The organism is Tabrizicola thermarum, assembly GCF_003574395.1.
Taxonomy (GTDB): domain Bacteria; phylum Pseudomonadota; class Alphaproteobacteria; order Rhodobacterales; family Rhodobacteraceae; genus Tabrizicola; species Tabrizicola thermarum.
Genome location: NZ_KZ984538.1, coordinates 1 through 25,093, shown reverse-complemented (window position 1 = coordinate 25,093; position 25,093 = coordinate 1). Strand labels below are relative to the sequence as shown.

Annotated in this window: 29 protein-coding genes; 19 read left to right on the top strand and 10 right to left on the bottom strand. The window is 67.1% G+C overall.

Annotated features, from left to right (window positions below; translation table 11 throughout):
- Nucleotides 1–29: 29 nt before the first annotated feature.
- A complete protein-coding gene (locus D5084_RS02955; RefSeq protein WP_128514027.1) occupies nt 30–374 on the bottom strand; it encodes a DUF6476 family protein in 345 nt (114 codons plus the stop codon).
- Here D5084_RS02955 and D5084_RS02950 point away from each other — a divergent pair.
- Nucleotides 373–1,455 (top strand): RluA family pseudouridine synthase, encoded by a 1,083-nt coding sequence (locus tag D5084_RS02950; RefSeq protein WP_128514026.1) that lies wholly within the window; start codon nt 373–375, stop codon nt 1,453–1,455. The two genes, D5084_RS02955 and D5084_RS02950, sit on opposite strands and share 2 nt — an antisense overlap.
- Before the next feature lie 297 nt (nt 1,456–1,752).
- Entirely contained in the window at nt 1,753–2,010 is a 258-nt protein-coding gene (locus tag D5084_RS02945) for a YjhX family toxin (protein ID WP_128514025.1), read from the top strand.
- A 118-nt stretch (nt 2,011–2,128) separates the two neighbouring features.
- Here the strand turns inward: D5084_RS02945 and D5084_RS02940 are convergent, their stop codons facing one another.
- Nucleotides 2,129–2,680: a DUF4189 domain-containing protein gene (locus tag D5084_RS02940; RefSeq protein WP_128514024.1), complete on the bottom strand. Its 552-nt coding sequence runs from the start codon at nt 2,678–2,680 to the stop codon at nt 2,129–2,131.
- Between the two features lie 268 nt (nt 2,681–2,948).
- Between D5084_RS02940 and rpoH the strand changes: the two genes are divergently transcribed.
- From rpoH to D5084_RS02890, 10 genes are all read left to right on the top strand, one after another.
- A complete protein-coding gene (gene rpoH / locus D5084_RS02935) occupies nt 2,949–3,845 on the top strand; it encodes an RNA polymerase sigma factor RpoH (RefSeq protein WP_128514023.1) in 897 nt (298 codons plus the stop codon).
- A gap of 86 nt (nt 3,846–3,931) precedes the next feature.
- On the top strand, nt 3,932–4,624 hold the full coding sequence (locus D5084_RS02930) for a phosphatidylserine decarboxylase (protein WP_128514022.1): 693 nt from the start codon (nt 3,932–3,934) through the stop codon (nt 4,622–4,624).
- 3 nt (nt 4,625–4,627) lie between these two features.
- On the top strand, nt 4,628–5,380 hold the full coding sequence (gene pssA, locus D5084_RS02925; RefSeq protein ID WP_128514021.1) for a CDP-diacylglycerol--serine O-phosphatidyltransferase: 753 nt from the start codon (nt 4,628–4,630) through the stop codon (nt 5,378–5,380).
- Between the two features lie 83 nt (nt 5,381–5,463).
- On the top strand, nt 5,464–6,081 hold the full coding sequence (locus D5084_RS02920) for a class I SAM-dependent methyltransferase (RefSeq protein ID WP_128514020.1): 618 nt from the start codon (nt 5,464–5,466) through the stop codon (nt 6,079–6,081).
- A 54-nt stretch (nt 6,082–6,135) separates the two neighbouring features.
- Nucleotides 6,136–7,119, top strand: a complete 984-nt coding sequence (locus tag D5084_RS02915; protein ID WP_128514019.1) for a Gfo/Idh/MocA family protein — start codon at nt 6,136–6,138, stop codon at nt 7,117–7,119.
- Between the two features lie 101 nt (nt 7,120–7,220).
- Entirely contained in the window at nt 7,221–9,047 is a 1,827-nt protein-coding gene (locus D5084_RS02910; RefSeq protein WP_128514018.1) for a M3 family oligoendopeptidase, read from the top strand.
- A 90-nt stretch (nt 9,048–9,137) separates the two neighbouring features.
- Nucleotides 9,138–9,461 carry a hypothetical protein gene (locus D5084_RS02905; protein ID WP_128514017.1) on the top strand — a complete coding sequence of 108 codons (324 nt, stop codon included), beginning with the start codon at nt 9,138–9,140 and terminating at the stop codon, nt 9,459–9,461.
- Nucleotides 9,462–9,583: 122 nt separating this feature from the next.
- On the top strand, nt 9,584–10,621 hold the full coding sequence (locus D5084_RS02900) for a LysR family transcriptional regulator (RefSeq protein WP_238382504.1): 1,038 nt from the start codon (nt 9,584–9,586) through the stop codon (nt 10,619–10,621).
- 106 nt (nt 10,622–10,727) lie between these two features.
- On the top strand, nt 10,728–11,552 hold the full coding sequence (locus D5084_RS02895) for a DUF481 domain-containing protein (protein WP_128514015.1): 825 nt from the start codon (nt 10,728–10,730) through the stop codon (nt 11,550–11,552).
- 319 nt (nt 11,553–11,871) lie between these two features.
- Nucleotides 11,872–12,327: an MmcB family DNA repair protein gene (locus D5084_RS02890; RefSeq protein WP_128514289.1), complete on the top strand. Its 456-nt coding sequence runs from the start codon at nt 11,872–11,874 to the stop codon at nt 12,325–12,327.
- Between the two features lie 56 nt (nt 12,328–12,383).
- Here the strand turns inward: D5084_RS02890 and D5084_RS02885 are convergent, their stop codons facing one another.
- Genes D5084_RS02885 through D5084_RS02875 form a run of 3 tightly spaced genes read right to left on the bottom strand, consistent with a single transcriptional unit; the run spans nt 12,384 to nt 16,459 of the window.
- Complete coding sequence (locus D5084_RS02885) at nt 12,384–14,585, bottom strand: RNA degradosome polyphosphate kinase (protein WP_128514014.1); 2,202 nt, start codon at nt 14,583–14,585, stop codon at nt 12,384–12,386.
- Between the two features lie 45 nt (nt 14,586–14,630).
- On the bottom strand, nt 14,631–15,296 hold the full coding sequence (locus D5084_RS02880; protein ID WP_128514013.1) for a P-loop NTPase family protein: 666 nt from the start codon (nt 15,294–15,296) through the stop codon (nt 14,631–14,633).
- Nucleotides 15,293–16,459, bottom strand: a complete 1,167-nt coding sequence (locus D5084_RS02875) for an AI-2E family transporter (RefSeq protein ID WP_128514012.1) — start codon at nt 16,457–16,459, stop codon at nt 15,293–15,295. Before D5084_RS02875 ends, D5084_RS02880 begins: the two co-directional genes overlap by 4 nt.
- Before the next feature lie 220 nt (nt 16,460–16,679).
- On the opposite strand from D5084_RS02875, the gene D5084_RS02870 reads away from it, so the two are divergent.
- Genes D5084_RS02870 through D5084_RS02860 form a run of 3 tightly spaced genes read left to right on the top strand, consistent with a single transcriptional unit; the run spans nt 16,680 to nt 18,104 of the window.
- Entirely contained in the window at nt 16,680–16,943 is a 264-nt protein-coding gene (locus tag D5084_RS02870) for a PepSY domain-containing protein (RefSeq protein ID WP_128514011.1), read from the top strand.
- Nucleotide 16,944: 1 nt separating this feature from the next.
- On the top strand, nt 16,945–17,580 hold the full coding sequence (locus tag D5084_RS02865) for a cytochrome b/b6 domain-containing protein (RefSeq protein WP_128514010.1): 636 nt from the start codon (nt 16,945–16,947) through the stop codon (nt 17,578–17,580).
- A complete protein-coding gene (locus tag D5084_RS02860; protein ID WP_128514009.1) occupies nt 17,577–18,104 on the top strand; it encodes a helix-turn-helix transcriptional regulator in 528 nt (175 codons plus the stop codon). Before D5084_RS02865 ends, D5084_RS02860 begins: the two co-directional genes overlap by 4 nt.
- Before the next feature lie 56 nt (nt 18,105–18,160).
- Here D5084_RS02860 and trhA read toward each other — a convergent pair whose 3' ends face one another.
- Nucleotides 18,161–18,820 carry a PAQR family membrane homeostasis protein TrhA gene (trhA, locus tag D5084_RS02855; RefSeq protein WP_128514008.1) on the bottom strand — a complete coding sequence of 220 codons (660 nt, stop codon included), beginning with the start codon at nt 18,818–18,820 and terminating at the stop codon, nt 18,161–18,163.
- An 86-nt stretch (nt 18,821–18,906) separates the two neighbouring features.
- Entirely contained in the window at nt 18,907–19,563 is a 657-nt protein-coding gene (locus D5084_RS02850) for a ThuA domain-containing protein (protein WP_128514007.1), read from the bottom strand.
- Between the two features lie 149 nt (nt 19,564–19,712).
- On the opposite strand from D5084_RS02850, the gene D5084_RS02845 reads away from it, so the two are divergent.
- The 4 genes from D5084_RS02845 to D5084_RS02830 are packed head-to-tail and all read left to right on the top strand — an operon-like array spanning nt 19,713 to nt 22,014.
- The gene (locus tag D5084_RS02845) at nt 19,713–20,159 is read left to right on the top strand and encodes a hypothetical protein (protein ID WP_128514006.1); all 447 of its coding nucleotides are present in this window, start codon (nt 19,713–19,715) and stop codon (nt 20,157–20,159) included.
- A 3-nt stretch (nt 20,160–20,162) separates the two neighbouring features.
- Entirely contained in the window at nt 20,163–20,384 is a 222-nt protein-coding gene (locus tag D5084_RS02840) for a helix-turn-helix transcriptional regulator (RefSeq protein ID WP_128514005.1), read from the top strand.
- A gap of 23 nt (nt 20,385–20,407) precedes the next feature.
- A complete protein-coding gene (locus D5084_RS02835) occupies nt 20,408–21,049 on the top strand; it encodes a DUF2306 domain-containing protein (protein ID WP_149078351.1) in 642 nt (213 codons plus the stop codon).
- A complete protein-coding gene (locus D5084_RS02830; RefSeq protein ID WP_128514003.1) occupies nt 21,046–22,014 on the top strand; it encodes an NAD(P)-dependent alcohol dehydrogenase in 969 nt (322 codons plus the stop codon). Before D5084_RS02835 ends, D5084_RS02830 begins: the two co-directional genes overlap by 4 nt.
- Here the strand turns inward: D5084_RS02830 and D5084_RS02825 are convergent.
- Genes D5084_RS02825 through proS form a run of 3 tightly spaced genes read right to left on the bottom strand, consistent with a single transcriptional unit; the run spans nt 22,011 to nt 24,535 of the window.
- Nucleotides 22,011–23,000: a potassium channel beta subunit family protein gene (locus D5084_RS02825; protein ID WP_128514002.1), complete on the bottom strand. Its 990-nt coding sequence runs from the start codon at nt 22,998–23,000 to the stop codon at nt 22,011–22,013. The two genes, D5084_RS02830 and D5084_RS02825, sit on opposite strands and share 4 nt — an antisense overlap.
- Complete coding sequence (locus D5084_RS02820; protein WP_128514001.1) at nt 22,967–23,197, bottom strand: hypothetical protein; 231 nt, start codon at nt 23,195–23,197, stop codon at nt 22,967–22,969. Before D5084_RS02820 ends, D5084_RS02825 begins: the two co-directional genes overlap by 34 nt.
- On the bottom strand, nt 23,198–24,535 hold the full coding sequence (gene proS / locus D5084_RS02815) for a proline--tRNA ligase (protein ID WP_128514000.1): 1,338 nt from the start codon (nt 24,533–24,535) through the stop codon (nt 23,198–23,200).
- Nucleotides 24,536–25,093 lie beyond the last annotated feature (558 nt).

Below are 25,093 nucleotides of genomic sequence, written 5' to 3'. Positions count from 1 at the left end.
AGACAGTAGCCCCGACGTTGCCGGATCGGTCAAGGCCCGGCTGGGGCCGTGAGGCGAAGCTCCTGCCGAAGGGCGCCATTCCTGCCATAGATCAGGATGCGATCGTCTGTCGTGACGACCGCGATCCAGTCGCTGCCGAAGGTGATGGCGGCGGGTTCGGTGCCCGCGGGCAGGGTCAGACCCTCGGGCAAGGTGGGGCTGGTGGTGCTGAAAGCCTGGGGCATGCGGGTGACAAGCAGCCCGACCACGGTTATCACCCCGCCGATCATCGTCAGGGTCAAGAGGATGACAAGCCACTTCAAAAGCCGCAGGCTGGCTGGCAGCGGGGCTTCGGAGGGGTCGGGGGCGATGACAGGCGGGACGGGATCGGACATGGAAGAGCCTTACGAGGACGACGACGAGGTCGCAAGTGGTCGGGGGACGGGCCCTGCGGCCGGTCCGGGGACGGGCCTTGCCGTCACCATCGGCCCGGATGCCCCGGCCCGTCTGGACAAGGCGCTTGCCGCCGCCGTGCCGGAGGAGGCCGCGCTGTCGCGGTCGCGGCTGATGCGGCTGATCGCCGAAGGCGCGGTCAGCCGGGACGGGGTGGCGGTCACCGATCCCAAGGCAAGGGTCGCCGAGGGCGAGGTCTACCACCTGCACCTTGCCCCGGCCGCGATCGTCGAGACCCTGGCCGAGGATATCCCGCTGTCGGTCGTGTGGGAGGATGCCGATCTCGTCGTCATCGACAAGCCAGCCGGGATGGTCGTCCACCCGGCGCCGGGCTCGCCTTCCGGGACGCTGGTCAACGCGCTGCTCCACCACTGCGGCGACACGCTGTCGGGGATCGGGGGCGAAAGGCGGCCGGGGATCGTGCACCGGATCGACAAGGATACCTCGGGCCTTCTGGTCGTGGCCAAGTCCGACCGGGCGCATCATGGGCTGGCGCGGCAGTTCGAGGATCACTCGGTCACCCGGCACTACCTGGCGGTGGTCCATGGCCTGCCCTCGGCCACCGATCCGCGGCTGCGGGGGCTGCGGGGGATCAGTTTCGAGGCGGGCGGCATCCTGAAGATCGCCACCCACCTCGCGCGGCACAGGACCGACCGGCAGCGGCAGGCGGTGGTCTGGGATGAGGGCCGGCACGCCGTCACCCGGGCGCGGGTGGTCGAGGGCTTCGCAGGGCAGGCGGCGCTGGTCGACTGCTGGCTGGAGACCGGGCGCACCCATCAGATCCGGGTCCACCTGTCCTATGCCGGGCACGGGCTGGTGGGCGACCCGACCTATGGCGGGAAGAAGCGGCTGTCGGAGAAGGTGCTGGGGCAGGGGGCCCGCCTCGGCAATGCCTTCCCCCGGCAGGCGCTGCATGCGGCGAGCCTGGGGTTCGACCATCCGGTGACGGGGGAGAGGATGGAGTTCTCCTCGCCCCTGCCTGCCGACATGGCCGGGCTGATCGAGGCCCTGCGGGCGGGATGAGGGCGTGCGCGCCGCGCGCGGCGCTTTTTCTCCGTCCAATGAAATCAATTGGTTGGCTGTGGGCGTTAAGCTTCTGGCAATGTTTTCCCACGCGGTTGCGGGGGCCGGTTGTCTGCGGTAATCTCCCCCTTGCACTGGCCGCCAACGGCCGATGGAGTGCCCTTATGTCCGAGATTGTATTCGCCCGCTGACGTCATCCGCCCCTTCGCAGGGGCCCGCCGGATGACATGAACGACCCGACGAAGTGCCTTTCCCTTCGTCCGGTCCGGCATGGCGACATACGACGGACTTACCCGAATGAACATCTCACGGACCGAGCAGCGCGTGCTGCATGTCCTCGCCCTGGGCGGGCGCATCGATCATTCGCGCAACGGCAAACGGATCGACGAGATCCTTTGCGTCACCCGCGACGGCCTGATCCTGGCCGACTGCACGCTGGAGGTCTTCCAGCGGCTGCGGCGCAAGGGTCTGATCGCGTCGGAAGGCGGCGGTCCCTACCGCATCTCGCGGCTGGGGCGCGTTTCGGTGCGGGCGCAGGCCGACAACCAGGGCTGAGGAAACAGGAGCAGGGTCCGGTCGGAAGGCCGGGCCCTGCGCCTGTGGGGGCCGGGGCCTCCGGCGGGAGTATTTTGGAAAAGAGCAAGCTGCCGGGCAGCGACGAGGACGGCCGGACCTACTGGCCGACCCAGGCCGCCGGGCTGTCGAGCACCTGTTCGACCTTGCAGCCCTTGCCGCCCTGGGCCTTGCAGTATTTCAGGACCTTCTTCCTTGCCTCGCGCGGGTCGGTGCCCCAGTCCGAGTACAACATGCCGCCGGTATCGACGGCAACCGCGATGGACCCGTTGACGACGTAGGTGGCGACGACGCAATCGGCCAGGCCCGTGGCGCGGCACTGGTCCATCGCTCCGGCATCCGCGACGGCCTGGCTGGGGGCGTTCAGATACCAGGCATAGCTTGGCTGGCCGCCCCTGTCGGTGCCCCAGACCAGCGTCGCATACTGGTCGACCCAGTAGCCCTGCGGAGCACTGTCATCGTTGTAGGTGCCGTCATCCTCGCCCACGTATTCGCACAGCGGCACCGACGCCACGCCGTTTCCGCCCTCGGTCTGGCCGACGATGATTTCGCCGGGTCCTGCGAAACCGCAGGGGTATTCGGCACGGGCGGGACCGGACAGAAGCAAGGCAAGGGTGAGGACGGCGAGCGGGGTGAGTTGAGAAGGGCGCATGGCAACCTGCGGCGAAGGGCGGTGTTGTCCCGAGGCTTAGCAGACCGACCGCGCGAGGGCAGGTGGGGAGAACCCGACATGGGGCCTGCCGCCTTGCCCCACCTGACATTCGCGTGAAACGCTTGACACGTTTCCTTGTGCGCCACGGAGGAACCTATACTTGGCGTTAAAAGTTGAATGTCAGATGGGCCTTGCAAGCGGGTGGCGGTTACTTTAGGTTATCGCCTTCCCGGGGGCGCTGACGCACCGGGCAGATTAGGGGGCAATGATGAGCACCTACACGAACCTTCCCGCGCCAAGCCCGGAACAGGGCTTGAACCGGTATCTGCAGGAAATCCGCAAGTTTCCTCTGCTGGAGCCGGAAGAGGAATACATGCTGGCCAAGCGCTGGGTCGATCACCAGGATACGAGTGCTGCGCACAAGCTGGTCACCAGCCATCTGCGGCTGGCCGCGAAGATCGCCATGGGATATCGCGGCTATGGCTTGCCGCAGGCCGAGGTGATTTCCGAGGCGAACGTGGGCCTGATGCAGGCGGTCAAGCGCTTTGACCCGGAAAAGGGGTTCCGGCTGGCGACTTACGCGATGTGGTGGATCCGCGCCTCGATCCAGGAATACATCCTGCGGTCGTGGTCTCTGGTCAAGCTGGGCACGACAAGCGCGCAGAAGAAGCTGTTCTTCAACCTGCGCAAGGCCAAGGCCAAGCTCGGCGCGCTGGAAGAGGGCGATCTGCGCCCGGAAAACGTGGCCCAGATCGCCCGCGATCTGTCGGTGTCCGAGGATGAGGTCATCGACATGAACCGGCGGCTGTCGGGGTCGGATGCGTCGCTGAATGCGACCGTGGGCTCGGACGGGGACAGCGCCACCCAGTGGCAGGACTGGCTGGAGGACGAGGACAGCGACCAGGCCGAAGCCTATGCGGAAAAGGACGAGCTGGACGCCCGCCGCGCGCTTCTGGTGCAGGCGATGAGCGTGCTGAACGACCGCGAGAAGGATGTGCTGATGCAGCGCCGGCTGTCGGAAGAGCCCGTGACGCTGGAGGAATTGTCGGAAAGCTATGGCGTCAGCCGCGAACGCATCCGCCAGATCGAGGTCCGGGCCTTCGAGAAGTTGCAGGCCAGGATGCGCGAGCTGGCCCGCGGCAAGGGCATGGCGATCCCGGCCTGAGCCGGGGCAGACGGGCAAGGGGCCGTGACAGCGCGTCACGGCCTTTTTGTTTGCCCATCGGCGCAGGGAGCGGTAGACGGACGCCCATGCGCATGATCGACACCTTTGTGAAACCGATGCACCCCGAGGGGTGGAAATTCGTGCCCGTCTTCGCGCTGGTCACGCTGATCCTGTTCTGGATCTGGGACCCGCTGGGCTGGCTGGGCCTGGGCCTGACGGTCTGGTGCTACTACTTCTTCCGCGACCCCCGGCGCGCGGTGCCGGAAAACGCGGGGCTCATGGTCAGCCCGGCGGATGGGGTGGTCAGCCTGATCGAGCGCGCGGTGCCTCCGGCGGAACTGGGGATGGGCCCCGAGGCTCTGGTGCGGGTTTCGGTCTTCATGTCGGTCTTCAACTGCCATGTGAACCGGGCGCCCATCGCGGGGACAGTGACGGCGGTGGCCTACCGTCCGGGCAAGTTCTTCAACGCCTCGCTGGACAAGGCATCCGAGGAGAACGAGCGCAATGCGCTGGCCATCGAGATGGCGGACGGCCGCAAGATCGCGGTGGTGCAGATCGCGGGCCTGGTGGCGCGGCGGATCATGTGCTGGAAGCAGCCGGGCGAACGGGTGCGGACCGGCGAACGCTTTGGCCTGATCCGCTTCGGCAGCCGTCTGGACGTCTACCTGCCCGAGGGCGTGCAGCCGCAGGTGGCGCTGGGCCAGACCATGATCGCGGGCGAGACGGTGATCGCGCTGATCGGTCAGGACGCCCCGGCGCGTGCGGCGCGGGTGGAGTAGCCCATGGCTCGCAACCCGACCGACGCCCCGCGCGAGCTTTTGCTTCTGAAGCTGTTGCCGAACCTGGTGTCGATCCTGGCGCTGTGTTCGGGGCTGACGGCGATCCGCTATGCGATTGCCGGGAATTACACGCTGTCGGTGCTGCTGATCGGCGTCGCGGCGGCGCTGGACGGGCTGGACGGGCGGCTGGCGCGGATGCTGAAATCGGAAAGCGCCATCGGGGCGGAACTCGACAGCCTGTGCGATTTCGTGAACTTCGGCGTGACGCCGGCGCTGGTCCTGTATCTGTGGGGGCTGCGGCCCGAGACGAGCCTGGGGTGGATCGCGGTGCTGGTCTATGTGGTCTGCTGCATGTTGCGGCTGGCCCGGTTCAACGTGGGCAGCAAGGTGGCGGCGGGAGAGGCGGCGGAGAAGACCACGTTCATCGGGGTGCCTTCGCCTGCGGGCGCGCTGCTGGTGCTGTCGCCGCTGTATCTGGTCTTTGCCCTGGACCGGACCCTGCAGATTTCGCCGGTGCTGGTGGCGGCCTGGATGGTCGGGATCGGCGCGCTGATGATCAGCCGGGTCCGCACGCCGTCGCTGAAGCGGATCACCGTTTCCTCGGACCATGCGCGCTATGTGCTGGTGGCGGCGGTGGTGGTTGTCGCGGCGGTCCTGACCTACCCCTGGGTCACGCTGCTGGCGCTGTGCCTGGCCTATCTGGCGGGGGTCCTGTGGCTGGCGCTGCGGGGATGGCGCCGGGCGCCGACCGGCTGACGCACGCCAGGGTTGCGTCTTTTGCTTGCAATCCTGCGCAGGCCGGGCACAGTCCCGGGCGCGGGAATTTTCACGAGAGTCGCATGCAGATCGATGCCATTCAGAAAACCTATCGTCGTTGGGCCCCGGTCTATGACCTGACCTTTGGCCGCATCACCCAGGGCGGCCGCATCCTGGCTGCGAACCATGTCAACGCCCAGGGCGGCGTGGTGCTGGAAGTGGGGATCGGCACCGGCCTTGCGCTGGACTACTACGCCCCGAATGTGCGCATCACCGGAATCGACCTGTCGGCCGAGATGCTGCGCGAGGCCGCGAACCGCGCCCAGCGGAAGGGTCTGAAGAACCTGGCCGGGCTTTACCAGATGGACGCCCGCGAGATCGCCTTTCCCGATGCCGCCTTCGACCATGTGGCTGCCATGCACATCATGTCGGTCGTCCCCGAGCCCGGGCGGGTGCTGGACGAGATGGCCCGCGTCTGCCGGCCCGGCGGCTCGGTCATGATCGCCAATCACTTTGCCGGGCGGGCCGAGGGCTGGACCTGGGCCGAGCGGCTGGCGGCACCGCTGGCCGATCTTCTGGGCTGGCATTCGGATTTCGCCATCGAGCGGGTGCTGGGCCATCCGAAGCTGAGACTGGAGGAACAGGTCCAGGTCCCGCCCTTCGGACTGATGACCTTCCTGCGCTTCCGGCGGGTTGAATAGTCCGGCAAACTCTGCCCTAGTGCGCCCGACATCCGGCAAGCAGGGGGGGCGGTCATGAAACCAGTCAGATGGGGTGTGCTTGGCGCCGCCAATTTCGCGCGCGAACACATGGCCCCCGCGATCCATGCCGCCGAAGGGGCCGAACTGGTGGCGCTGGCGACGTCGGACCCGGCGAAGGCTGCGGGGTTCCGGGCCTTCTGCCCCGGCCTGACAGTGCATCCCACCTATGAGGCGCTGCTGGCCGATCCGGGGGTCGACGCGGTCTATATTCCGCTGCCGAACCATCTGCATGTGGAATGGACGCTGAAGGCGCTGGCGGCGGGCAAGCATGTGCTGACCGAAAAGCCCATCGCGCTGCGGGCCGAGGAGATCGACCGGATCATCGCCGCGCGTGACGCATCGGGCCTTCTGGCGGCCGAGGCCTACATGATCGTCCACCATCCGCAATGGCAGCGCGCGAAAGAGTGGTTCGAGGCGGGCGAGATCGGCGATCTGGTCCATGCCGATGTGTCCTTCAGCTTCAACCTGACCGACCTCGGCAATATCCGCATGAAGCCGGAAACCGGCGGCGGGTCCTTGCGCGACATCGGGGTCTATACCTTCGGCTGCGCCCGGTTCGTCACCGGGGCCGAGCCGGTGGACCTCTCGGCCCGGATCGCCTGGGCGAACGGGGTGGATGTCTTCGCCCAGGTGGCCGCGACGATGGAGGGGCCGCGCGGGCGGTTCACCTATGGCTCGATGACCTCGATGCGGATGTACAACCGGCAGGTGGCGACCTTCCAGGGCACGAAGGGCATGATCCGGCTGGAAGGCGGGCCGTTCAACGCCAACGTGAACGACCTGGCCGAGGTAGAGCTGCATCAGAACGGCAACCGGGTGACGGTGGAACGCTTTCCCACGGCGAACCATTACAGGCTTCAGGTCGAGGCGTTCTCGCGGTCGGTGCGGACGGGGGCGGCCTATCCCTGCCCGCTGGAATTCGTCCGCGGCACCCAGGCGATGATGGACCGCGCCTATGAGGTGGCGGTCGCGATCTGAGGCGCCACGCCGAGAGGCCGAAAGGCGCACGCGGAGCGGTCGGGGGCTTTCCCCGGGCCGGTCCGGCGCATAGATGATGTGAAACCAGCCCGGAGAGTGCCATGACCCTTGATCTGCCCCAGCCCGTTTTCGACGCCAATGCCAGCGGGGGCGGGTTCGGCGATTTGCCGGACTGGGATCTGACGGACCTTTACCCCAGCCCGGACGGCCCGGAATTCGCCGCCGACATGGCGGAACTGGAACGCGCCTGCGCGGCTTTTGCCAATACCTACGAGGGCCGTCTGGGCCGGCAGGACGCGGCGGGCCTTCTGGCCTGCGTGCAGGAATACGAACGGATCGAGGTGATCGCCGGGCGGCTGATGTCCTATGCCGGCCTGCGCTATTATCAGAACACCATCGACCCCGAACGCGCCCAGTTCATGGGCAATGCCCAGGACAGGGTGACGACGGCGACGACTCCGCTGGTCTTCTTCAGTCTGGAATTCAACCGGCTGGACGACGACCATCTGGCGCGGCTGATGGCCGAAAACGCCGGGCTCGCCCGCTACAAGCCGGTCTTCGACCGGATGCGCGCGATGCGGCCGCACCAGTTGTCGGACGAGCTGGAACGCTTTCTGCACGACGAAAGCGTGGTGGGCGCCAGCGCCTGGAACAAGCTGTTCGACGAGACGATGGCGGGGCTGATGTTCACCGTGGACGGCGAGCCCGAGGAGCTGAACCTGGAAGCCACGCTGAACCTGCTGACCGACCCGGCGCGTCCCCGGCGCGAGGCGGCGGCCCATGCGCTGGCCGAGGTGTTCGGCAGGAACATCAAGCTTTTCACCCGCATCCACAACACGCTGGCCAAGGAAAAGGAAATCCACGACCGCTGGCGCAAGATGCCCTCGCCCCAGCATTCGCGCCACCTGGCGAACCATGTCGAGCCCGAAGTGGTCGAGGCGCTGCGCAATGCCGTGGTCGCGGCCTATCCGAAGCTTTCCCACCGCTATTACCGGCTGAAGGCGAAGTGGATGGGGCTGGACAGGTTGCAGGTCTGGGACCGCAACGCCCCCCTGCCCACGGAAACCCCGCGTCTGGTGGACTGGGCCGAGGCGCGCCGCACCGTGACCGAGGCCTATGCCGCCTTCGACCCCCGGATGGCGGACCTTGCCGCCCCGTTCTTCGACAAGGGCTGGATCGACGCGGGCGTGAAGCCCGGCAAGGCGCCGGGGGCCTTCGCGCATCCCACTGTCACCACGGTCCACCCCTATGTCATGCTGAACTACCTCGGCAAGCCGCGCGACGTGATGACGCTGGCGCATGAGCTGGGCCACGGAGTGCATCAGCTGCTGGCGGCGGGGCAGGGGGAGCTTCTGTCCTCCACCCCCCTGACGCTGGCGGAAACGGCGAGCGTGTTCGGCGAGATGCTGACCTTCCGCAAGCTTCTGGATCAGGCGCAGACCCCGGCCGAGAAGAAGACCCTGCTGGCGGGCAAGGTCGAGGACATGATCAACACGGTCGTCCGCCAGATCGCCTTCTACGACTTCGAATGCAAGCTGCACGCCGCCCGCGCGCAAGGCGAGCTGACGCCGGACGACATCAACGCGCTGTGGATGTCGGTGCAGGCGCAATCCCTGGGCGATGCCTTCGAGTTCATGCCGGGCTACGAGACCTTCTGGACCTATATCCCGCATTTCGTCCATTCGCCCTTCTACGTCTATGCCTATGCCTTCGGCGATGGCCTCGTGAACGCGCTTTATGCCGCCTATGCGGCGGGTCTGCCGGACTTTCAGGAGAAATACTTCGCCATGCTGAAGGCGGGCGGGTCGATGCACCACAAGGACCTGCTGGCGCCCTTCGGTCTGGACGCCAGCGACCCGACCTTCTGGGACAAGGGCCTGTCGATGATCGCAGGCTTCATCGACGAGCTGGAGGCGCTGGAGGCGTGACCGCCCGCCCTGCGGCGGAACGGCGCGGGGAAAGGGGCTTGGCAACGGCCAGAGGCACCCCTAGTCTTTATAGCGTGACAGGAGGTCCGCATGTCAAAGCTCGTCCGTCTCTACATCGAAAGTGTCCTGCTGGGCTTCCTGATTTCGGCGGCCTTCACGGTCGGCCTTCTGTGGCTGGACGTGGCGGGGCTTGGGCATCTGGTCCTTGGCTCCAGCATCGGCTGGGTCGCGGCGGTGATGCTGGTCGTGTTCAACGGCATCGTGTTCGCGGCCGTCCAGTTTGCCTTCCGGATCATGGGGATGGCCGAGGCCGAGGATGGCCCCCGCGGCGGGCGCGGCGTGCGTGAGCCGGTTGCCGTTCCTGTCACGGTCCCCGCTGCCGTCCCGCTGCGGAGCAGCCAGCCTCGGCGCTGATCCGACCGGGCTCACGATCTGCTGCGACGGGTTTCGCCCGGCCAGAATAGCTGTGAGCAATTGCTGCGCCCTTGGGCAGGGATTTGGGCCCGGCGGTCGCAAGGGCTTGGATTCCGTCGCAAATGATGCAGCTGTCCCGGGACCTGTTCCTCGGGAGTGCGTTCGTGGACCTGCAACTGATCAAGACCTTTCTCGAAGTCTCGGCGACCGGATCCTTCGGCGCCGCCGCCGGTCGGCTGTTCGTGACCCAATCCGCAGTCTCGCTGCGGATCCAACGGCTGGAGGACCAGCTGGGCCGCCCGCTGTTCGAACGGACCAAGGCGGGCGTGGTGCTGACGGCGGCGGGGCGTGAGTTTCGCGGCTTTGCCACCATGATCCTGCGCAACTGGGAACAGGCGCGGCAACGGGTCAGCGCGCTGGACGAGCGCGCGCGGACGCTGGTCATCGGGGCGGAAAGCACGCTCTGGCCGCGTTTCGGCTTTCGCTGGATCGACCGCCTGCGTGAATCGCATCCCGAGCTGGAGATCCGCGCGGTGCTGGCCGAGCCCGACGGCCTGGTGCAGATGGCGCTTTCAGGCGAAGTGCAGGCGATGCTGACCCACGGGCCGCTGGACCGGCCGGGCCTGCATTCCGAACGCCTGATCGAAGAGCAGATGGTCATGGTCTGCCCCTGGGCCGAGGCCACGGTGGAAAGCGTCGCCTCGGCCTATGTGCTGGTGGGCTGGGGGCCGGAGTTCCTGCGCTTTCACGAAACCGCGTTGCCGGGTCTGACCAACCCGCGCCTGACGCTTGGCGATGGGGCGATGGCGGCCTGGTTCCTGCGCTCGCGTCCCTGTGCGGCCTATATCCCGACCCGACTTGCGCATGCCTCGCTGGAGACCGGGCAGCTTTTCGCGGTGCAGGACGCGCCCGGATTTTCGCTGGTGTCCTGGGCCGTCTGGCGCGATGACACCGACGAAGGTCTGCGCACTGTTGCAGAGAAGGCACTGGCCGAGACGCTGGCGGCCGTGCGCGAGGACGCCAGCGAGGTCCTGGACCAGCCTGATCCGCCGGGGCCGGGCGGGCATGGCACTGATTTCCGGGCCGTTTTCCGACATCGCCCCGACCAGTGGGATCGTGACGCCCCGGATCAAGACCCGGACCCCACGAGAAATACTTGAGACCCCCTCAAGTATTCCAAATTTTTCTTAGCATTATCAGGATCTTATCTCTGTCTTACCGAAGCGCGGCCATTCCGGCCCCGCTTGCAGAGAATGAGGTTTCACGATGAAAAAGCACCTGTTCCTGACTGTCCCGGCCCTGGCTGTCTTCGCCGTGATGCCCGCGCTTGCGCAGGACATCACCGGCATCCAGAACCTGGACGACCGCATCACCGACATCGAGCAGGACGTGGCCGAGGACATGGCGCGGTCGAACGACGCGGCGCGGTTCGGTTCCCCGGACTACAAGCCCGGCTTCAGCGGCAGCGCCGCGCTGGGCTATGTCGCCCGCACCGGCAACACCGAAAGCCAGGAGTTCAATCTGGGCGCCCGGATGCGCTATGCCGAAGGCAACTGGGTGCAGACCTTCGGCGTGGCGGCGGACTTCGCCAAGGACGCGGGCGTCAGGACCAAGGAAGACCTCTTCGCGGTCTATGATGCGAACTACTACCTGAACGACCGCTTCTACCTGTTCGGTCTGGGCCGCGTGCAGCGCGACGGCCTTGCCTCGACCGCCGACGACATCGCCCGCGACGGCTTTGTCGGCTTTGGTCCCGGCTACCGCGTGGTGAACACGCCCGACATGGCCTGGCGCGTGCAGGCGGGTATCGGTGTCAGCTATCTGAAGGACGGCCTGGGCAATTCCGAGACCGAGACCGGCTATCTGGCCTCCTCGCGGTTCTACTACCAGATCTCGGACGCGGTCTTCCTGACCAACGACACCGACATCCTGTCCTCGGACACGGCGCTGCGGGCAAACAACGACTTTGGCGTGAACTTCAAGATGTCGGACACGCTGTCGACCCGGGTCAGCTATCTGACCGACTACAACGACGCGCGCGGGATCAGGACGGACAACCGTCTGGGCGTCTCGCTGGTGATCGGGTTCTGATTTCCCTCGGACCTGGAACCGGCGGGGAACGGGGCAGGGCGACCTGCCCCGTTTTCCCTGTTCGCGCAACCTTGGGCGGCGGGCCCGCAGCAACCGTGAGGACCGGGGTTTTCCCGAGAGCCAGAGGTCTCAGGTGGGCGCCAGATACCTGGACCAGGATCCAGGCAGAGCCAGCCCCCGTTCGCTTGCTTATCGGCCACTGGAAAATTGGCCCCGCACGCGAGGAGCAGAACCCGCCAAGGCTGAAGATAGGGCGCAGGGGGCCGGGCCGCAAGGCTGGACAGATGTTCACCTTTGGTTCATATTTCCGCGCATGGACATGCCGGTCGATCTGCCCCAGACCCTGCCCGCCCTGCCGGGCCAGCGCCTGCAACGCGGCGTCTGCCGGGGGTTGCGCGCGCTGGATTTCGTCTGCGTGGAAGAGCTGATCCCGGCTCCGGGTCTGCGTGTGGACGTGATGGCGCTGGGGCCGAAGGGCGAGGTCTGGGTGGTGGAATGCAAGTCGGGCCGGGCGGATTTCCGCGCGGACCGCAAGTGGCAGGGCTATCTGGACTGGTGCGACCGGTTCTTCTGGGCGGTGGATGCCGATTTCCCGGTAGAGCTGCTGCCGGAAGGGACCGGCCTGATCCTGGCCGACGCCTGGGACGCCGAGGTGGTGCGGATGGCGCCCGAGACGCCCTTGTCGGGCGCGCGGCGGAAGGTGGTTCTGCGGACCTTCGCGCGGGCGGCGGCGGGGCGGCTGCAACAGCTGCGCGATCCCGGCGCGGGCGTCTAGGCGCGAATCCTTTCGAAAGGATTTGCAGATTCCTTCGAAGGAACCTGTCCCGGCCGCTACTGCGCTGCGGCCACGGCGCCCGGATCGTCATCCCGGACCGGGATCAGACGGGGCGCATCCTTGGCCGCAGTTCCCCGGCCCGAAAGCGACGGATTTTCCATGAAGAACTGGTGGCAGTTGAACAGCTTGCCATCCCGGGGCTGAAGGTCGCGGGCATAGCTGCCATCGGGGGACAGTACCCAGCTTTGCGCCTCGTCCCGCAGGTTCGCGGCCATGATCTGGCTGAGGATCTGGTTCTTCACCGTGGGGTTATGCGCCTCGACCAGGGTTTCCACCCGCCGCGTCAGGTTGCGGCCCATCCAGTCGGCCGAGGAGAAGAACACCCGCGCCTTCCTGGCGGGCAGGCCGAAGCCGTTGCCGAAGCAGACGATGCGGGAATGTTCGAGGAACCGCCCCACGATGGATTTCACGCGGATGTTTTCCGACAGGCCCTTCACGCCGGGACGCAGGCCGCAGATGCCGCGCACGACAAGGCTGATCTTCACCCCGGCCTGAGAGGCGGCATAAAGCGCGTCGATCACGTCGGGCTCGATGATCGCGTTCATCTTGGCCCAGATCTCGGCAGGCCGCCCGGCGCGGGCATGATCGGCCTCGGCTGCGATCAGTTCCAGAAGCCGGGGCTTCAGCGTGATGGGCGAAATCGCCAGGTTCTCCAGCCCCTCGGGCTGCACATAGCCCGACAGATAGTTGAACACCTTGGTCGCATCGCGCCCCAGCGCCGGGTCGCAGGTGAAGAAGCTGAGGTCGGTGTAGATGCGCGCGGTGATCGGGTGGTAGTTGCCGGTGCCGTAATGGGTGTAGGTGACCAGATGGTCGCCCTCGCGCCGGACCACGGTGCTGATCTTGGCGTGGGTCTTGTAGTTGACGAAGCCGTAGACGACATGCGCCCCCGCGCGTTCCAGCCGGCGCGACTGGCGGATGTTCGCGGCCTCGTCGAAGCGGGCCTTCAGTTCCACCAGCGCCGTGACCGATTTGCCCGATTCCGCCGCCTCGCACAGCGCGCTGACGATAGGGCTGTCCCAGGAGGTGCGATAGAGCGTCTGCTTGATCGCCAGCACGTTCGGGTCGGTCGCCGCCTGCTGCAGGAAGCGGATGACCATGTCGAAGGTCTCGTACGGGTGATGCAGCAGCATGTCCTTCTGCCGGATCGCGGCGAACATGTCGCCGTCGTGATCCTGCACCCGTTCCGGCACCCGGGGGGTGAAGGGCGGCCACATCAGATCCTTGCGCGAGGGGAGGATCAGTTCCTTCAGGTCGGCCACGCCCAGCAGGCCCTTGACCTCGACGACCTCGTCCTCGGTGACGTGCAGTTCCTCCATGATGAGGTCGCGCAGGTCCTCGGGCGCGCCGGCCGAGAGCTTCAGGCGGATCACCTCGCCCCGGCGGCGGCGTTTCAGCGCGGTCTCGAATTCGCGGACCAGATCCTCGGCCTCGTCCTCGACTTCAAGGTCGCTGTCGCGCAGCACGCGGAAGGTGCAATGCCCGCGGTCGGTATAGCCGGGGAAAAGCATGTTCAGATGCAGCAGCAGCAGTTCCTCCAGCGGGAGGAAGCGATGCTCGCCCTCTTTCCCCGGCAGGGGCACGAAGCGCGAGATCTGCTGCGGGATCGGCAGAAGCGCCTTCAGCGGGCGGTGGTCGGTCATCCGCTCCAGCTCCAGCGCCAGGGAAAAGCCGGTGTTGGGGATGAAGGGGAAGGGATGCGCCGGGTCGATGGCCAGGGGCGACAGCACCGGAAAGACGTTGTTGAGGAAGTGCGCTTCCAGATGCTTGAGGTCGCGCGCCGTCAGCTTCGATCGGGTGAGGATGCTGATCCCTTCCGCCTCCATCTCCTTGCGCAGGCGGTTGAAGGTGGTCTGCTGGGTCTGCATCAGCCGCCGGGCATCGGCGTTGATGAGTTGCAGCTGTTCGGCCGGGCTGCGGCCATCCTCGGACAGGGTGGCATTGCCGTTGCGCACCAGCGCGCGCAGGCCCGCGACACGGACGGTGTAGAATTCGTCGAGGTTGGTCGCCGAGATCGACAGGAAGCGCAGCCGTTCCAGCAGCGGGACCGCCGGATTCGCCGCCTCTTCGAGGACGCGCCAGTTGAAGGCGAGCCAGCTGAGTTCGCGGTTGAAGAACCGTCCCGGCCCGGCGGTTTCCGCAAAGGGAAGCTCGACAGGGGCGGGAAAGGGGGTCTTGAGGAAATCGGCCTGGGTCATGGCGCGCTTATGCCGTGCGGTGCGTGACGGGATTGTGACACTGTTTCACTCGGGGCCAAGGCTGTCCAGCACCTCGGCTGCCAGCGCCCGGGTTATCGGTCGCCCGGCGGCCAGCGCGCGGGCGTCAAGATTGGCCACAAGCGCGCGCGCGGCACCGATGGAACGGGGCATCCGGCCGATCAGGTAGGGGATCAGGTTCGACGGCACGGCCACCTGACGGTCTGCGAACAGCTTGACAAGGACCGCCGACAGAAGGGCGTCGTCCGGCAGATCCAGCGTGGCGATCTGGGTCGCCTGCATCCGGCTGACAAGGTCCGGCAGGGTCAGGCCCCAGTCCCGCGGCGGAGTGCGGGCTGTCAGCAGAAGCGCCGCGCCCGAGGTGGCCAGGTTGTGCAGGTGAAAGAGCTGCGCCTCGGCCGGACCGATGCGGTCGGCGTCGTCGACCACGACGGGCCTGCCGGCAAGTGCCGCGATGTCGGCTTGGGCCAGGTCGGGGCCCGCCACGATCTCGGCCCCGGACAGGGCCGACCAGACATGCGCCAGATGGGTCTTGCCCGCGCCCTCGGGGCCGATCAGCAGAAGTTTGCGGCCCGGCCAGCCTTGCCAGCCTTCGAGGGACTGGAGCGCCAGGGCATTGGATGGCGCAAGGAAGAAATCCTCGCGGGTCATGGCCTCGGCGGTGGGCAGCGAAAAGGCCAGCTGGCGGGTCAAGCGCCGGGACCTCCGGCTTGCGTTTTCGGGGCGGCCGGTTTGCGGCGCGGGCGACGGGCCGGAGCCGGGGGCGGGGGAGCGCTGGTAAAGCTGGCGCTCTGCGCCGAAACGCCCGCCCGGCCCTGATAGAGCAGGCTTGCGCGGTACTGCTCGATCGCGAACCGGGTCAGGACCCCGATCGAAGCGGCAACCGGCACGGCGATCAACATGCCGACAAAGCCGAACAGCGTCCCGAAGGCCGACAGCGCGAACAGCAGCCAGACCGGGTGCAGGCCCACCGACTTGCCGACAAGGCGCGGGGTCAGGATGTTGCCCTCGACGAACTGCCCGACGGCAAAGATCGCGGCGATCAGACCGATCTGCACCCAGTCGCCCCAGAACTGGAACAGCGCCAGCCCGATGGCCAGCGCGCCGCCCACCAGCGATCCGACGTAAGGAATGAAGGTGATCGCGCCGGCGATGGCGCCCACGATCAGGCCGAACTGGAGGCCCGCAGCCATCAGGGCGACGGCATAGAAGGTCCCCAGCGCCAGGCAGACCGAGACCTGGCCGCGCACGAAGCCCGCGAGCACGGCGTCGATCTCGCGCGCGAGGCGGCGGATGGTGGGTGCATGGTCGAGGGGCAACATGCTGTCGATCCGGGCCACCATGTCGTCCCAGTCAAGCAGAAGGTAGAAGGCCACCACCGGCACCACGACGATGAACAAGAGGACCGAGATCACCCCCAGCGCCGAGCTGAGCACGCCCTGCGCCAGCTCGGCCCCGCGCGACTGGATCGCCGCGCCGATCTCGGCCAGGGTCTGGCGGATGGTCGAGGTCGAATCGGCCAGGTCCGGGAAGCGTTCCAGAAGGAACCCCTGCAACCTTTTGGCGATGTCCGGGGCCGCGTTGACCAGTGCGGTCAGCTGGTTGACCAGGGTCGGGATCACCGCCAGCACCAGAAGCACGACCATGACCACCGCGAAGAGCGAGATCACCGCGGTCGCCGTGACGCGGCTGAGGCCCGCCCGCTCCAGCCGGTCGGCAACGGGGTCGAGGAAATAGGCGATGGCGCCACCGACGAGGAAGGGCAGAAGCACATCGCCCAGTGCCCAGATGACCAGGAGAAACACCGCAGCGGCGATGCCCCAGTAGCGGAACTGGTGATTGATCGGCAGGGCCATCGCATGTTCCTTCGCTTTGTCCCACATATCACCGCAGCGTCCGCCCCGTGCAAGAGGCGGCTCCGGCGAAAAACCGCTGTCAGCATCCGCTTAGGCCGTGCGGGGTAAGCTGGCCCGCAATGGAGACCGGGTCTGCCGCGGGTCATGGTCGGGGCATCCGGGACAGGGTGTTCCGGGCCAGACCCGTTGTGCAAAGCGGGTCCAACCGAAAGGCAAGACGATGAAACTGAAACTTCTTTCCCTTCTGGCGCTGACAACGATGCCGATGGCCGCGCTGGCGATGCCCGCCGTGGGCGACCTGATCGGCACCGATCCCGAAACGGCCAAGGCCGCTCTGGAAAAGGCCGGCTGCCCGGTGACCAAATTCGAAGCCGAGGGCGGCAAGGTCGAGGCCAAGTGCAAGGATGCCGCCACCGGTGCCACCATGGAGATCTACATCGACCCGGCCAGCGGCAAGATTGCCGACATCAAGTCGGGAGACTGAGATGGCCGCCCCCCGGACCCGTATTCCCGTCGCTCCGCCCAGGCTCTGGGACCCCGTCGTGCGCCTGACGCATTGGGGCATCGCGGCCTCGGTCGTGCTGAATTCGTTTCTGGACGAGGGCGGAAGCCTTGTCCATGTCTCGGTCGGCTGGGTTCTGATGGCGCTTCTGGTGATGCGGCTGGTCTGGGGGGCGATCGGCCCGGCGGAGGCCCGATTCTCGGCCTTCCCGCCGAACCCGATGGCCGCGCTGCGCCACTTGCGCGATCTGGCGATGGGGCAGGTGCGGCCCTATCCCTCGCACAATCCGGCCGGAGCGCTGATGGCCTATGCGCTTTGGGCCACCTTGTCCGTGGTGATCGTCACCGGCCTTGTGATGACCGGCGGTGCGACACCGATGCAGGTCGCCGAGGAGAAGGCGGCGGTTGCATCCGGCGACTGGTCTGCTTTGATCAAGACCGGCGAAGGCGAGTCAGACGAGGATCGCGCCTTCGGAAAAGCTGCCAAGGAGGTGCATGAAGTGGCCGCGAACCTGTTGCTAGTCCTGGCGGCGCTCCACCTGGCTGGAGTGTTTCTGGAAAGCCGCGCCCTGCGGCGGAACCTTGTCGCGGCGATGCTGACCGGCCATCGGCCCAAATGACGACCAGCCCTGAAATCCGAACGGCCGGGCGCCGCCAGACCGTGGCGCTGTCGGTCTTCCTGTTGATCCAGACCCTGGGCGCGGTGTTCTACGTCGGGGACGTGATCGGCGATCTGCGCGATGACCCGGCCTCGGCGCATTTCGTCTTCGAGGCGATCGTGACCACCGCGCTGGTCCTGGGTATCGTGTTCGGGACCTTCGCCCTGCGTCGCACGATCGAAGTCCTGCGCGCGCAGGATCAGGCCCTCGCCGTTGCCCGAGGTGCCCTGTCCGACGTGATCGAGGCACAATTTTCGGCCTGGGCCCTGACCCCGGCCGAGCGGGACGTGGGGTATCTGGCGCTGAAGGGCCTGGACGTGGCCGAGATCGCGGACCTGCGCGGTGCGGCGCAGGGGACGGTGCGGGCGCAACTGACGCGGATCTATGCGAAGGCGGGGGTCTCGGGCCGCGCGCAGTTCGCCGCCTTCTTCGTCGAGGATCTGCTGGGGTCCGGGATCGCGCCGGTCGAGGTTGCCCTTTCCTGAGCCACGCCGTCTCGGGCCACGGCAGGGGGCGCGCCGAAGGCAACCGGCCGGGCCGGTCAGGCGACGGCGACGGCGATGGCGGCGAAGTGCAGCCCGGCGGCAATGGCAACAAAAAGGTGCCAGATCGCGTTCTGGAAGTGCAGCCGTTCCCAGACATAGAAGCCCACCCCCGCCACATAGGTCACCCCGCCCGCGACGAGAAGCCAGAGCGAGGCCGCCGGCAGCGCGGCCATCACCGGCCCGGCGGCGATGACGCCGACCCAGCCGAGCAGCACATAGGCCAGGATCGCCAGCCGGTCATAGCGCCCCGGCAGCGCCACCTTGACCACGATCCCGAGCGCGGCACCCGTCCAGACCACCGCGCCCAGCGTCCAGGCCCAGACCCCGTCCAGATGCGGGATCACTGCGGTATAGGTCCCGGCGATCATCACATAGATCATCGAATGGTCGAACCGCCGCAGCAGCCATTTCAGCGCCGAAGGCGGGGTCATGTTGTAGGCCAGAGAAAAGCCCCACATCAGGAAGAAACCGGCGGCATAGACGGCGAGGGCCGCGAAGGTGCCAGGCCCCGCCGTGGTAAGCCCGTGGAACAGCAGCAGCGGAAAGGCGATCAGCCCCGCCAGCAGCGCCAGCGCATGGACGATGCCATCGGCCAGCAACTCCTCTACCGAGAGGTCGCGCTTGAGGGTCCGGTAGTGATCGGCGGGCAGGGTCATGGGCTCAGTCTTGCAGGCAAATGTTGCCAAAGCATGACCGGCGGAAGGCGCGGGGCCAAGTCACCTTCGCGGGATCGGACGCAGCGTCAGCCCCTCCGCGCCGCCCAGAGGAGACCGCGCCGCATCAGTTCCGCCGCCGGGCCCTGGTCGATGACGGTCTTCTGGTGGCCCAGCGCGTTGTAATAGACCCGGCCCCGGCCATAGCCCTTGGTGAAGACGACCGGCATCGCCACGGGGCCGTTCACGCTGTGCGGCCCCTCGACCACCGGGAAGTCGCAGACCGCATGGACCTTCACCGCCGGATCGACATGCAGGTAATACTGTTCCGTCCTGACGGTGAAATCGCCGATGCCCGCGACCAGAGGGTCATCCGAGGTGATGCGGACGACATATTCCACCCCGTCATTGCCCGGATGCGCCACCCATTGCGCGCCGGTCAGGAACTGCCAGTCCACATTCTCGCGGAAGGCGTCGCACATGCCGCCGTGGCAGCCCGCGATTCCGGTCCCCGCCGCCACCGCCGCGCAGACGTTCAGCGCCTGGCTCTTCCCGATCTTCGACATGGTCCAGACCGGGACGATCAGGTCATAGGCCTGCACCGCCTGCGGGTCGTCAAAGCAGGACAGACTGTCGGTCAGCGTCACCTCCATCCCCGCCTCGCGCAGCCAGTCCGCGAACATCGGGCCGACCTTTTCGGGCTCGTGCCCCTCCCATCCGCCCCAGGTGACCAGTGCCTTCGTCATGTCCGACCCTTTCGCTCTGGCCGCAGGCTAAGAGCGCCCGGACCCGCGGTCAATCGACATGCCGAGGTCTGGAATCCCTGACACTATGTCAAAGATTGTTGACTTCAGGTCCGCTGAACTTTACCCGATCCGCAAGAAGGGAGCCCGACATGTCCTATGGCGAACGCGAAGCGCTGTCCGGCCTGGTCACCAGTCTGATCGTGATCTGCCTGTTTCTGTGGCGCCTGTCCGGCCAGCACGCGGCGGGCGTCTTCGAGGGGCCGGAGGCCCTGAAGCTCTGGGCGCGGGCGGTTCTGGTCCTGATCGGCTGGTCGATCGGCATCGCCATCGCGGTGGCCATCGCCTTTGCCGTCCTGCACAACATCCTGACCGGCGAGAAACCGAACGATCGCCGGGACGAACGTGACCGCGACATCGACCGCCGCGCGCTGATCTGGGCCTGGTACCTGCTGTCCTTCGGGCTGCTGGGGATCATCGTCAGCCTCGCTTTCGGCCAGACCGCCTTCCTTGCGATGAACATGGTGCTTGCGCTGTGCATCCTGTCGGAGGCCTTCAAGGACGCGATGAAGCTGGTCCTCTACCGGCGCGGGGCCTGAGGCATGGCCGCCCGACCCGGCCGCATCGAGAACCGCATCCGCCGCCTGCGGTTTGACGCGGGCGAGATGACGCAGAAGGACCTGGCCGACCGGGTCGGCGTCACCCGCCAGACCATCCTTGCCATCGAGAACGGCAAGTATTTCCCCACGCTGGAGCTTGCCTTCCGCATCGCCCGCACCTTCGGCGTCGGCCTCGACGAGGTCTTCACCTACCACGACGACTGATCGCAACAATCATGGAGAGTCCCATGTTCCGCTACTTTTCGCGGCCGATCCCGCTTGTCCTGCTGCTGGCCTTCCTGACGGTCATTCCGGTCCTGACATCCCTGACAGAGGTGTTTCAGATCCCGACCGGAACCTACCCTGCCGACAGCGCCCGGCTGGCCGTCGCGCCCGTGGCCTGGTTTGCCCATGTCCTTGCCGGGGTGGCCTTCGGGATCACCGGACCCCTGCAGTTCGTCCGGGCGCTGCGCCACCGCTTCGGCAGGCTGCACCGGATCGCCGGGCGGATCTTTGTCGTGGCGGGTGCGGCTCTGGGCCTGTCGGGCCTGTCGCTGCTGGCGCAGGTGACATCGGTCCGGACACCCGTGGCCGATATCGCCCGCGGGCTGTTCGGACTGGCGCTGCTGGTCGCACTGGCGCTGGCGATGGCCGCAATCCGCGACCGCGACATCCAGCGCCACCGCGCCTGGATGATCCGGTCCTATGCGGTCGGCATGGGGCTTGGGGTGGTCGGCCTGGTCTTCTTCCCGATCTATCTGGTCACCGGCGCGCCACCGACGGGCCTGGGGGCCGACATGCTGTTCGTCGCATCGTGGCTGGTGTCGATCTTTGCTGGTGAGGTGGTCATCCTTCGCCTGTCCACGGCAACGAACCGGAGGCCGGCATGAAGATCGCCAGCTACACCGCCTATGGCGGCCCCGAGACCATCGCCTTCACCGATGCGCCGATCCCCACCCCCGCTGCCGGCGAGGTCCTGGTCCGGGTCCGCGCGGCACCCGTGACGGCAGGGGATGCGCGGCTGCGCTCGGGCAAGGTGCCGCGCGGGCTGGGGCTGATGCTGCGGGCGACCATCGGCTGGCGCCGCCCGAGGGTGGCCGCAGGCTGGGCCTTTTCGGGCGAGGTGGCCGGGCTTGGGGCAGGGGTGTCGGAGTTTGCCCCCGGCCAGCGGGTCTTTGGCCTGACGGGTTTCAAGGGCGGCGCGCATCGGGAGTTTCTGGTGATCCGCGCCGATGGCCGGGTTCTGCCCCTGCCCGACAGCCTGACCCACGAGGAGGGTGCCGCCTTCTTCTTCGGCGGGCTGACCGCGGCAGAGTTCCTGATCGACCGGGCGCGCCTGCAACCGGGTGAGCGGCTGCTGGTCTGCGGAGCGACCGGCGCGGTCGGGGGGGCGGCGGTGCAGATCGGGCGGCATCTCGGCGCGCGGGTCAGCGCCACCGCTTCGCCTGCCAATCACCCTTTGGCCCGCGCGCTTGGGGCAGGGGAGGTCACGGATTACCGCAGGATGCCGCCACCCGGGCCCTTCGATGTGATCCTTGACGTGATGGGCAAGCTGGGCTGGGCCGGCGCGCGGGGCCTGCTGGCCCCTGCGGGCCGCCATGTCCAGATCACCGCCGACCTGTGGGAGATGCTGGGCGCAACCCTGCGGCCCCGGCGCGAGGGGCGGCGGATCATCATGGGCACGAACAGGGACGACCGGCCGTCGATGCAGCGTCTGGTCGCGCTGCATCGGGCGGGCGGCTACACCCCGGCGCTGGGTCCGGTCCTGCCCTTTGCCGAGCTTGCCCGTGCCCATGCCATTGCCGAAGGCTTCCACAAGCCCGGCAATCTGGTGGTGACGATGGCGGCCGTCTAGAACCGCTGCGGCGCTTCCGGCTTGTTCTGCACCACGTCCTCGATGGCGGCCATCACATCGGGCGTGAGCTTCGCCTTGTGGTCGAGGGCCTTCAGGTTGTCCTGCAACTGCTCCAGCCGCGAAGCGCCGAGGATCACCGTCGAGACGCGCGGGTTGGCCAGGCACCAGAGAAGCGCGAGGTGATGGATCGGCAGCCCCGCGCCGTCCGCGATCCGCGCCAGCGCCTTCACCTGCTCGACCCGCTGCCGCCCCTTGGGTCCCGCGATGATGTCGCGCAGCCATTCATAGCCCGGCAGGGCGGCGCGGCTGTCCTGCGGGATACCGTCGTTGTATTTCCCGGTCAGGAGGCCCGAGGCCAAGGGCGACCAGATCGTCGTGCCGAGGCCGTAGGTGTCATAGATCGGCAGATAATCGTGTTCGACCTTGTCGCGTTCGAAGAGGTTGTACTGCGGCTGCTCCATCGTCGGCGGGGTCAACCCGTCGCGGCGGGCGACCAGATGCGCCTCGGTGATCTGCTGGCCCGACCATTCCGACGTGCCCCAATACAGGACCTTGCCCTGGACGATCAGGTTGTGCATCGCCCGGACCGTCTCTTCGATCGGTGTGTCGATGTCGGGACGGTGGCAGAAATAGAGGTCGAGGTGGTCGACCCGAAGCCGCTTGAGGGCCGCATGGCAGGCCTCGGTCACATGCTTGGCCGACAGACCCCGCTGGGTGGGCTTTTCGCCGCCCCAGAACACCTTGGACGAGACGATATAGCTGTCGCGGCTCCACCCGAGCTCCTGGATCGCCTGGCCCATCACCAGTTCCGACTTGCCCGCCTCATACCCTTCGGCATTGTCGAAGAAGTTGATCCCGGCGTCATAGGCGGCGGTCAGCAGCTCCTTGGCGGGGCGCAGGTCCACCTGCCTTGCGAAGGTCACCCAGGAGCCGAAAGAGAACTCGCTGACCCTCAGACCCGATTTGCCGAGACGACGATAGTCCATGACGCTCTCCTGTTTGCTATGTCGGACGGCAAGGTGACGGGTGCAGGCGAAAGATCAAGCCTGATCGCTTCACAAGGGCGGCAAAGCCCGTATTCGCGGACAGGCTTGGCAAAAGGCGGCTGGTCCCGGTTCATCACCTGGAAGGCCAGCAGGAACAACAGGTCGAGGCCGTAAAGCGCGGCCGCGACCTTTTCCACTCAGCGCCCGGCGTAGATCTGGGCGATCCGGTCGACTGCGGCCTCGGGAGAGACCTCTTCGCTCTCGCCCGAGCGACGCGAGGTCAGTTCGACCACCCCGTTCGCCAGCCCCCGCGGCCCGACGGTGATCCGCCAGGGCAGGCCGATCAGGTCCATCGTGGCGAACTTCGCCCCGGCCCGTTCGTCGCGGTCGTCATACAGCGCCTCAAGCCCCTTCGCGGCGAGCGCCTTGTAAAGCCCCTCGCAGGCCGCATCCGCCGCGCTGTCGCCCTGCTTGAGGTTCACGATGCCGACCGGGAACGGGGTCACGCCTTCGGGCCAGATGATCCCCTTGTCGTCGTGGCTGGCCTCGATGATCGCGCCCAGAAGGCGGGAAACGCCGATCCCGTGGCTGCCCATCTCGACCGGAACCTTGGTCCCCTGTGCGGTGGTCACCTCGGCCCCCATCGCGGCGGAATACTTGGTGCCGAAGTAGAAGATCTGCCCGACCTCGATCCCGCGCCCGACCTTGCGGTGGGCCTCGGGCACGGTCTCGAACACCGCCGGGTCGTGCGTCTCGTCGGTGCGGGCGTAAAGGGTGGTGAACTCCTCGCAGACTTTCGCGACCTGTTCGCGGTCGTCATAGTCGATCTCGCGGGTGCCCAGTTTCAGGGCGGTCACGCGGTCGTCGTAGAACACCTCGGATTCGCCGGTCTGGGCGAGGACCAGGAATTCATGCGTGTTGTCCCCGCCGATGGGGCCAGAGGCCGCGCGCATCGGGATCGCGGTGAGCCCCATGCGTTCGTAGGTCCGCAGGTAGCTGACCATGTGGCGGTTGTAGGCGTGCAGCGCGCTGTCGCGGTCCACGTCGAAGTTGTAGCCGTCCTTCATCAGGAACTCGCGCCCCCGCATCACCCCGAAGCGGGGCCGCATCTCGTCGCGGAACTTCCACTGGATGTGGTAGAGCGTGAGCGGCAGGTCCTTGTAGCTGGTGACGTGGGACCGGAAGATGTCGGTGATCATCTCCTCGTTGGTGGGGCCGTAGAGAAGCTCGCGCTTCTGGCGGTCGGTGATCCGCAGCATCTCCTCGCCGTAGTCGCCGTAGCGGCCGGATTCGCGCCAGAGGTCGGCGGGCTGGATGGTGGGCATCAGCAAGGGGATGTGACCCGCCCGGATCTGTTCCTGATGGACGATCTCTTCGATCCGGCGCAGGACCCGGTAGCCGAGCGGCAGCCAGGAATAGATGCCCGCGGCCTGCTGTTTGATCATCCCGGCCCGCAGCATGTAGCGGTGGCTGACGATCTGCGCCTCGGCGGGGTTTTCCTTGAGGACGGGGAGGAAGTAGCGGGAGAGACGCATTTTGGGCCTGCCATGGGAAAGGGTCCCGGGTTTCCTAGCGGGTCAGGCGGAGGCAGGCAAGCGCCGCGCGCGGCGCTTGTTTTGGGGTGAATGATTTCAAGGGGTTGGCTGTGGGCGTTTACGAGTTGGTAAGATGTGCCGCGGGTGGGTTCCCACCCCCGGCGCCTCTACACGGAGGGGGAGGGGAGGCGGTTTGGGCGGGTCGGGTGGGGTGAGGGGTGGTGGGCCGGGGGAGTCGGGGTGAACCCCGACCTACGCGGGGCGTATCAGCGCCGCGACGGCGGGGAGTCGTAACGCGCCGAGGAAACTGGATCCCCGCCTTCGCGGGGATGACAGGGAGTGGAGAGAGTCGGTCTGAAGCCCGACCTACGGGGTGCGGGAGGTCCCACCCCGGCTTGAGCCGGGGACTCGGGGTGACACAGGAGGCCCCGGGTCAGGCCCGGGGCGCGGGGTTTCGGGGCGGCGGCGAGGGGCAAGGCGATGCTGTCCCGTCGAGTGGTGTAGCTGGCGCTGATCGTCACCGTGATGTTCGGCGCGGGCCTGCTTGATCAGGATGCC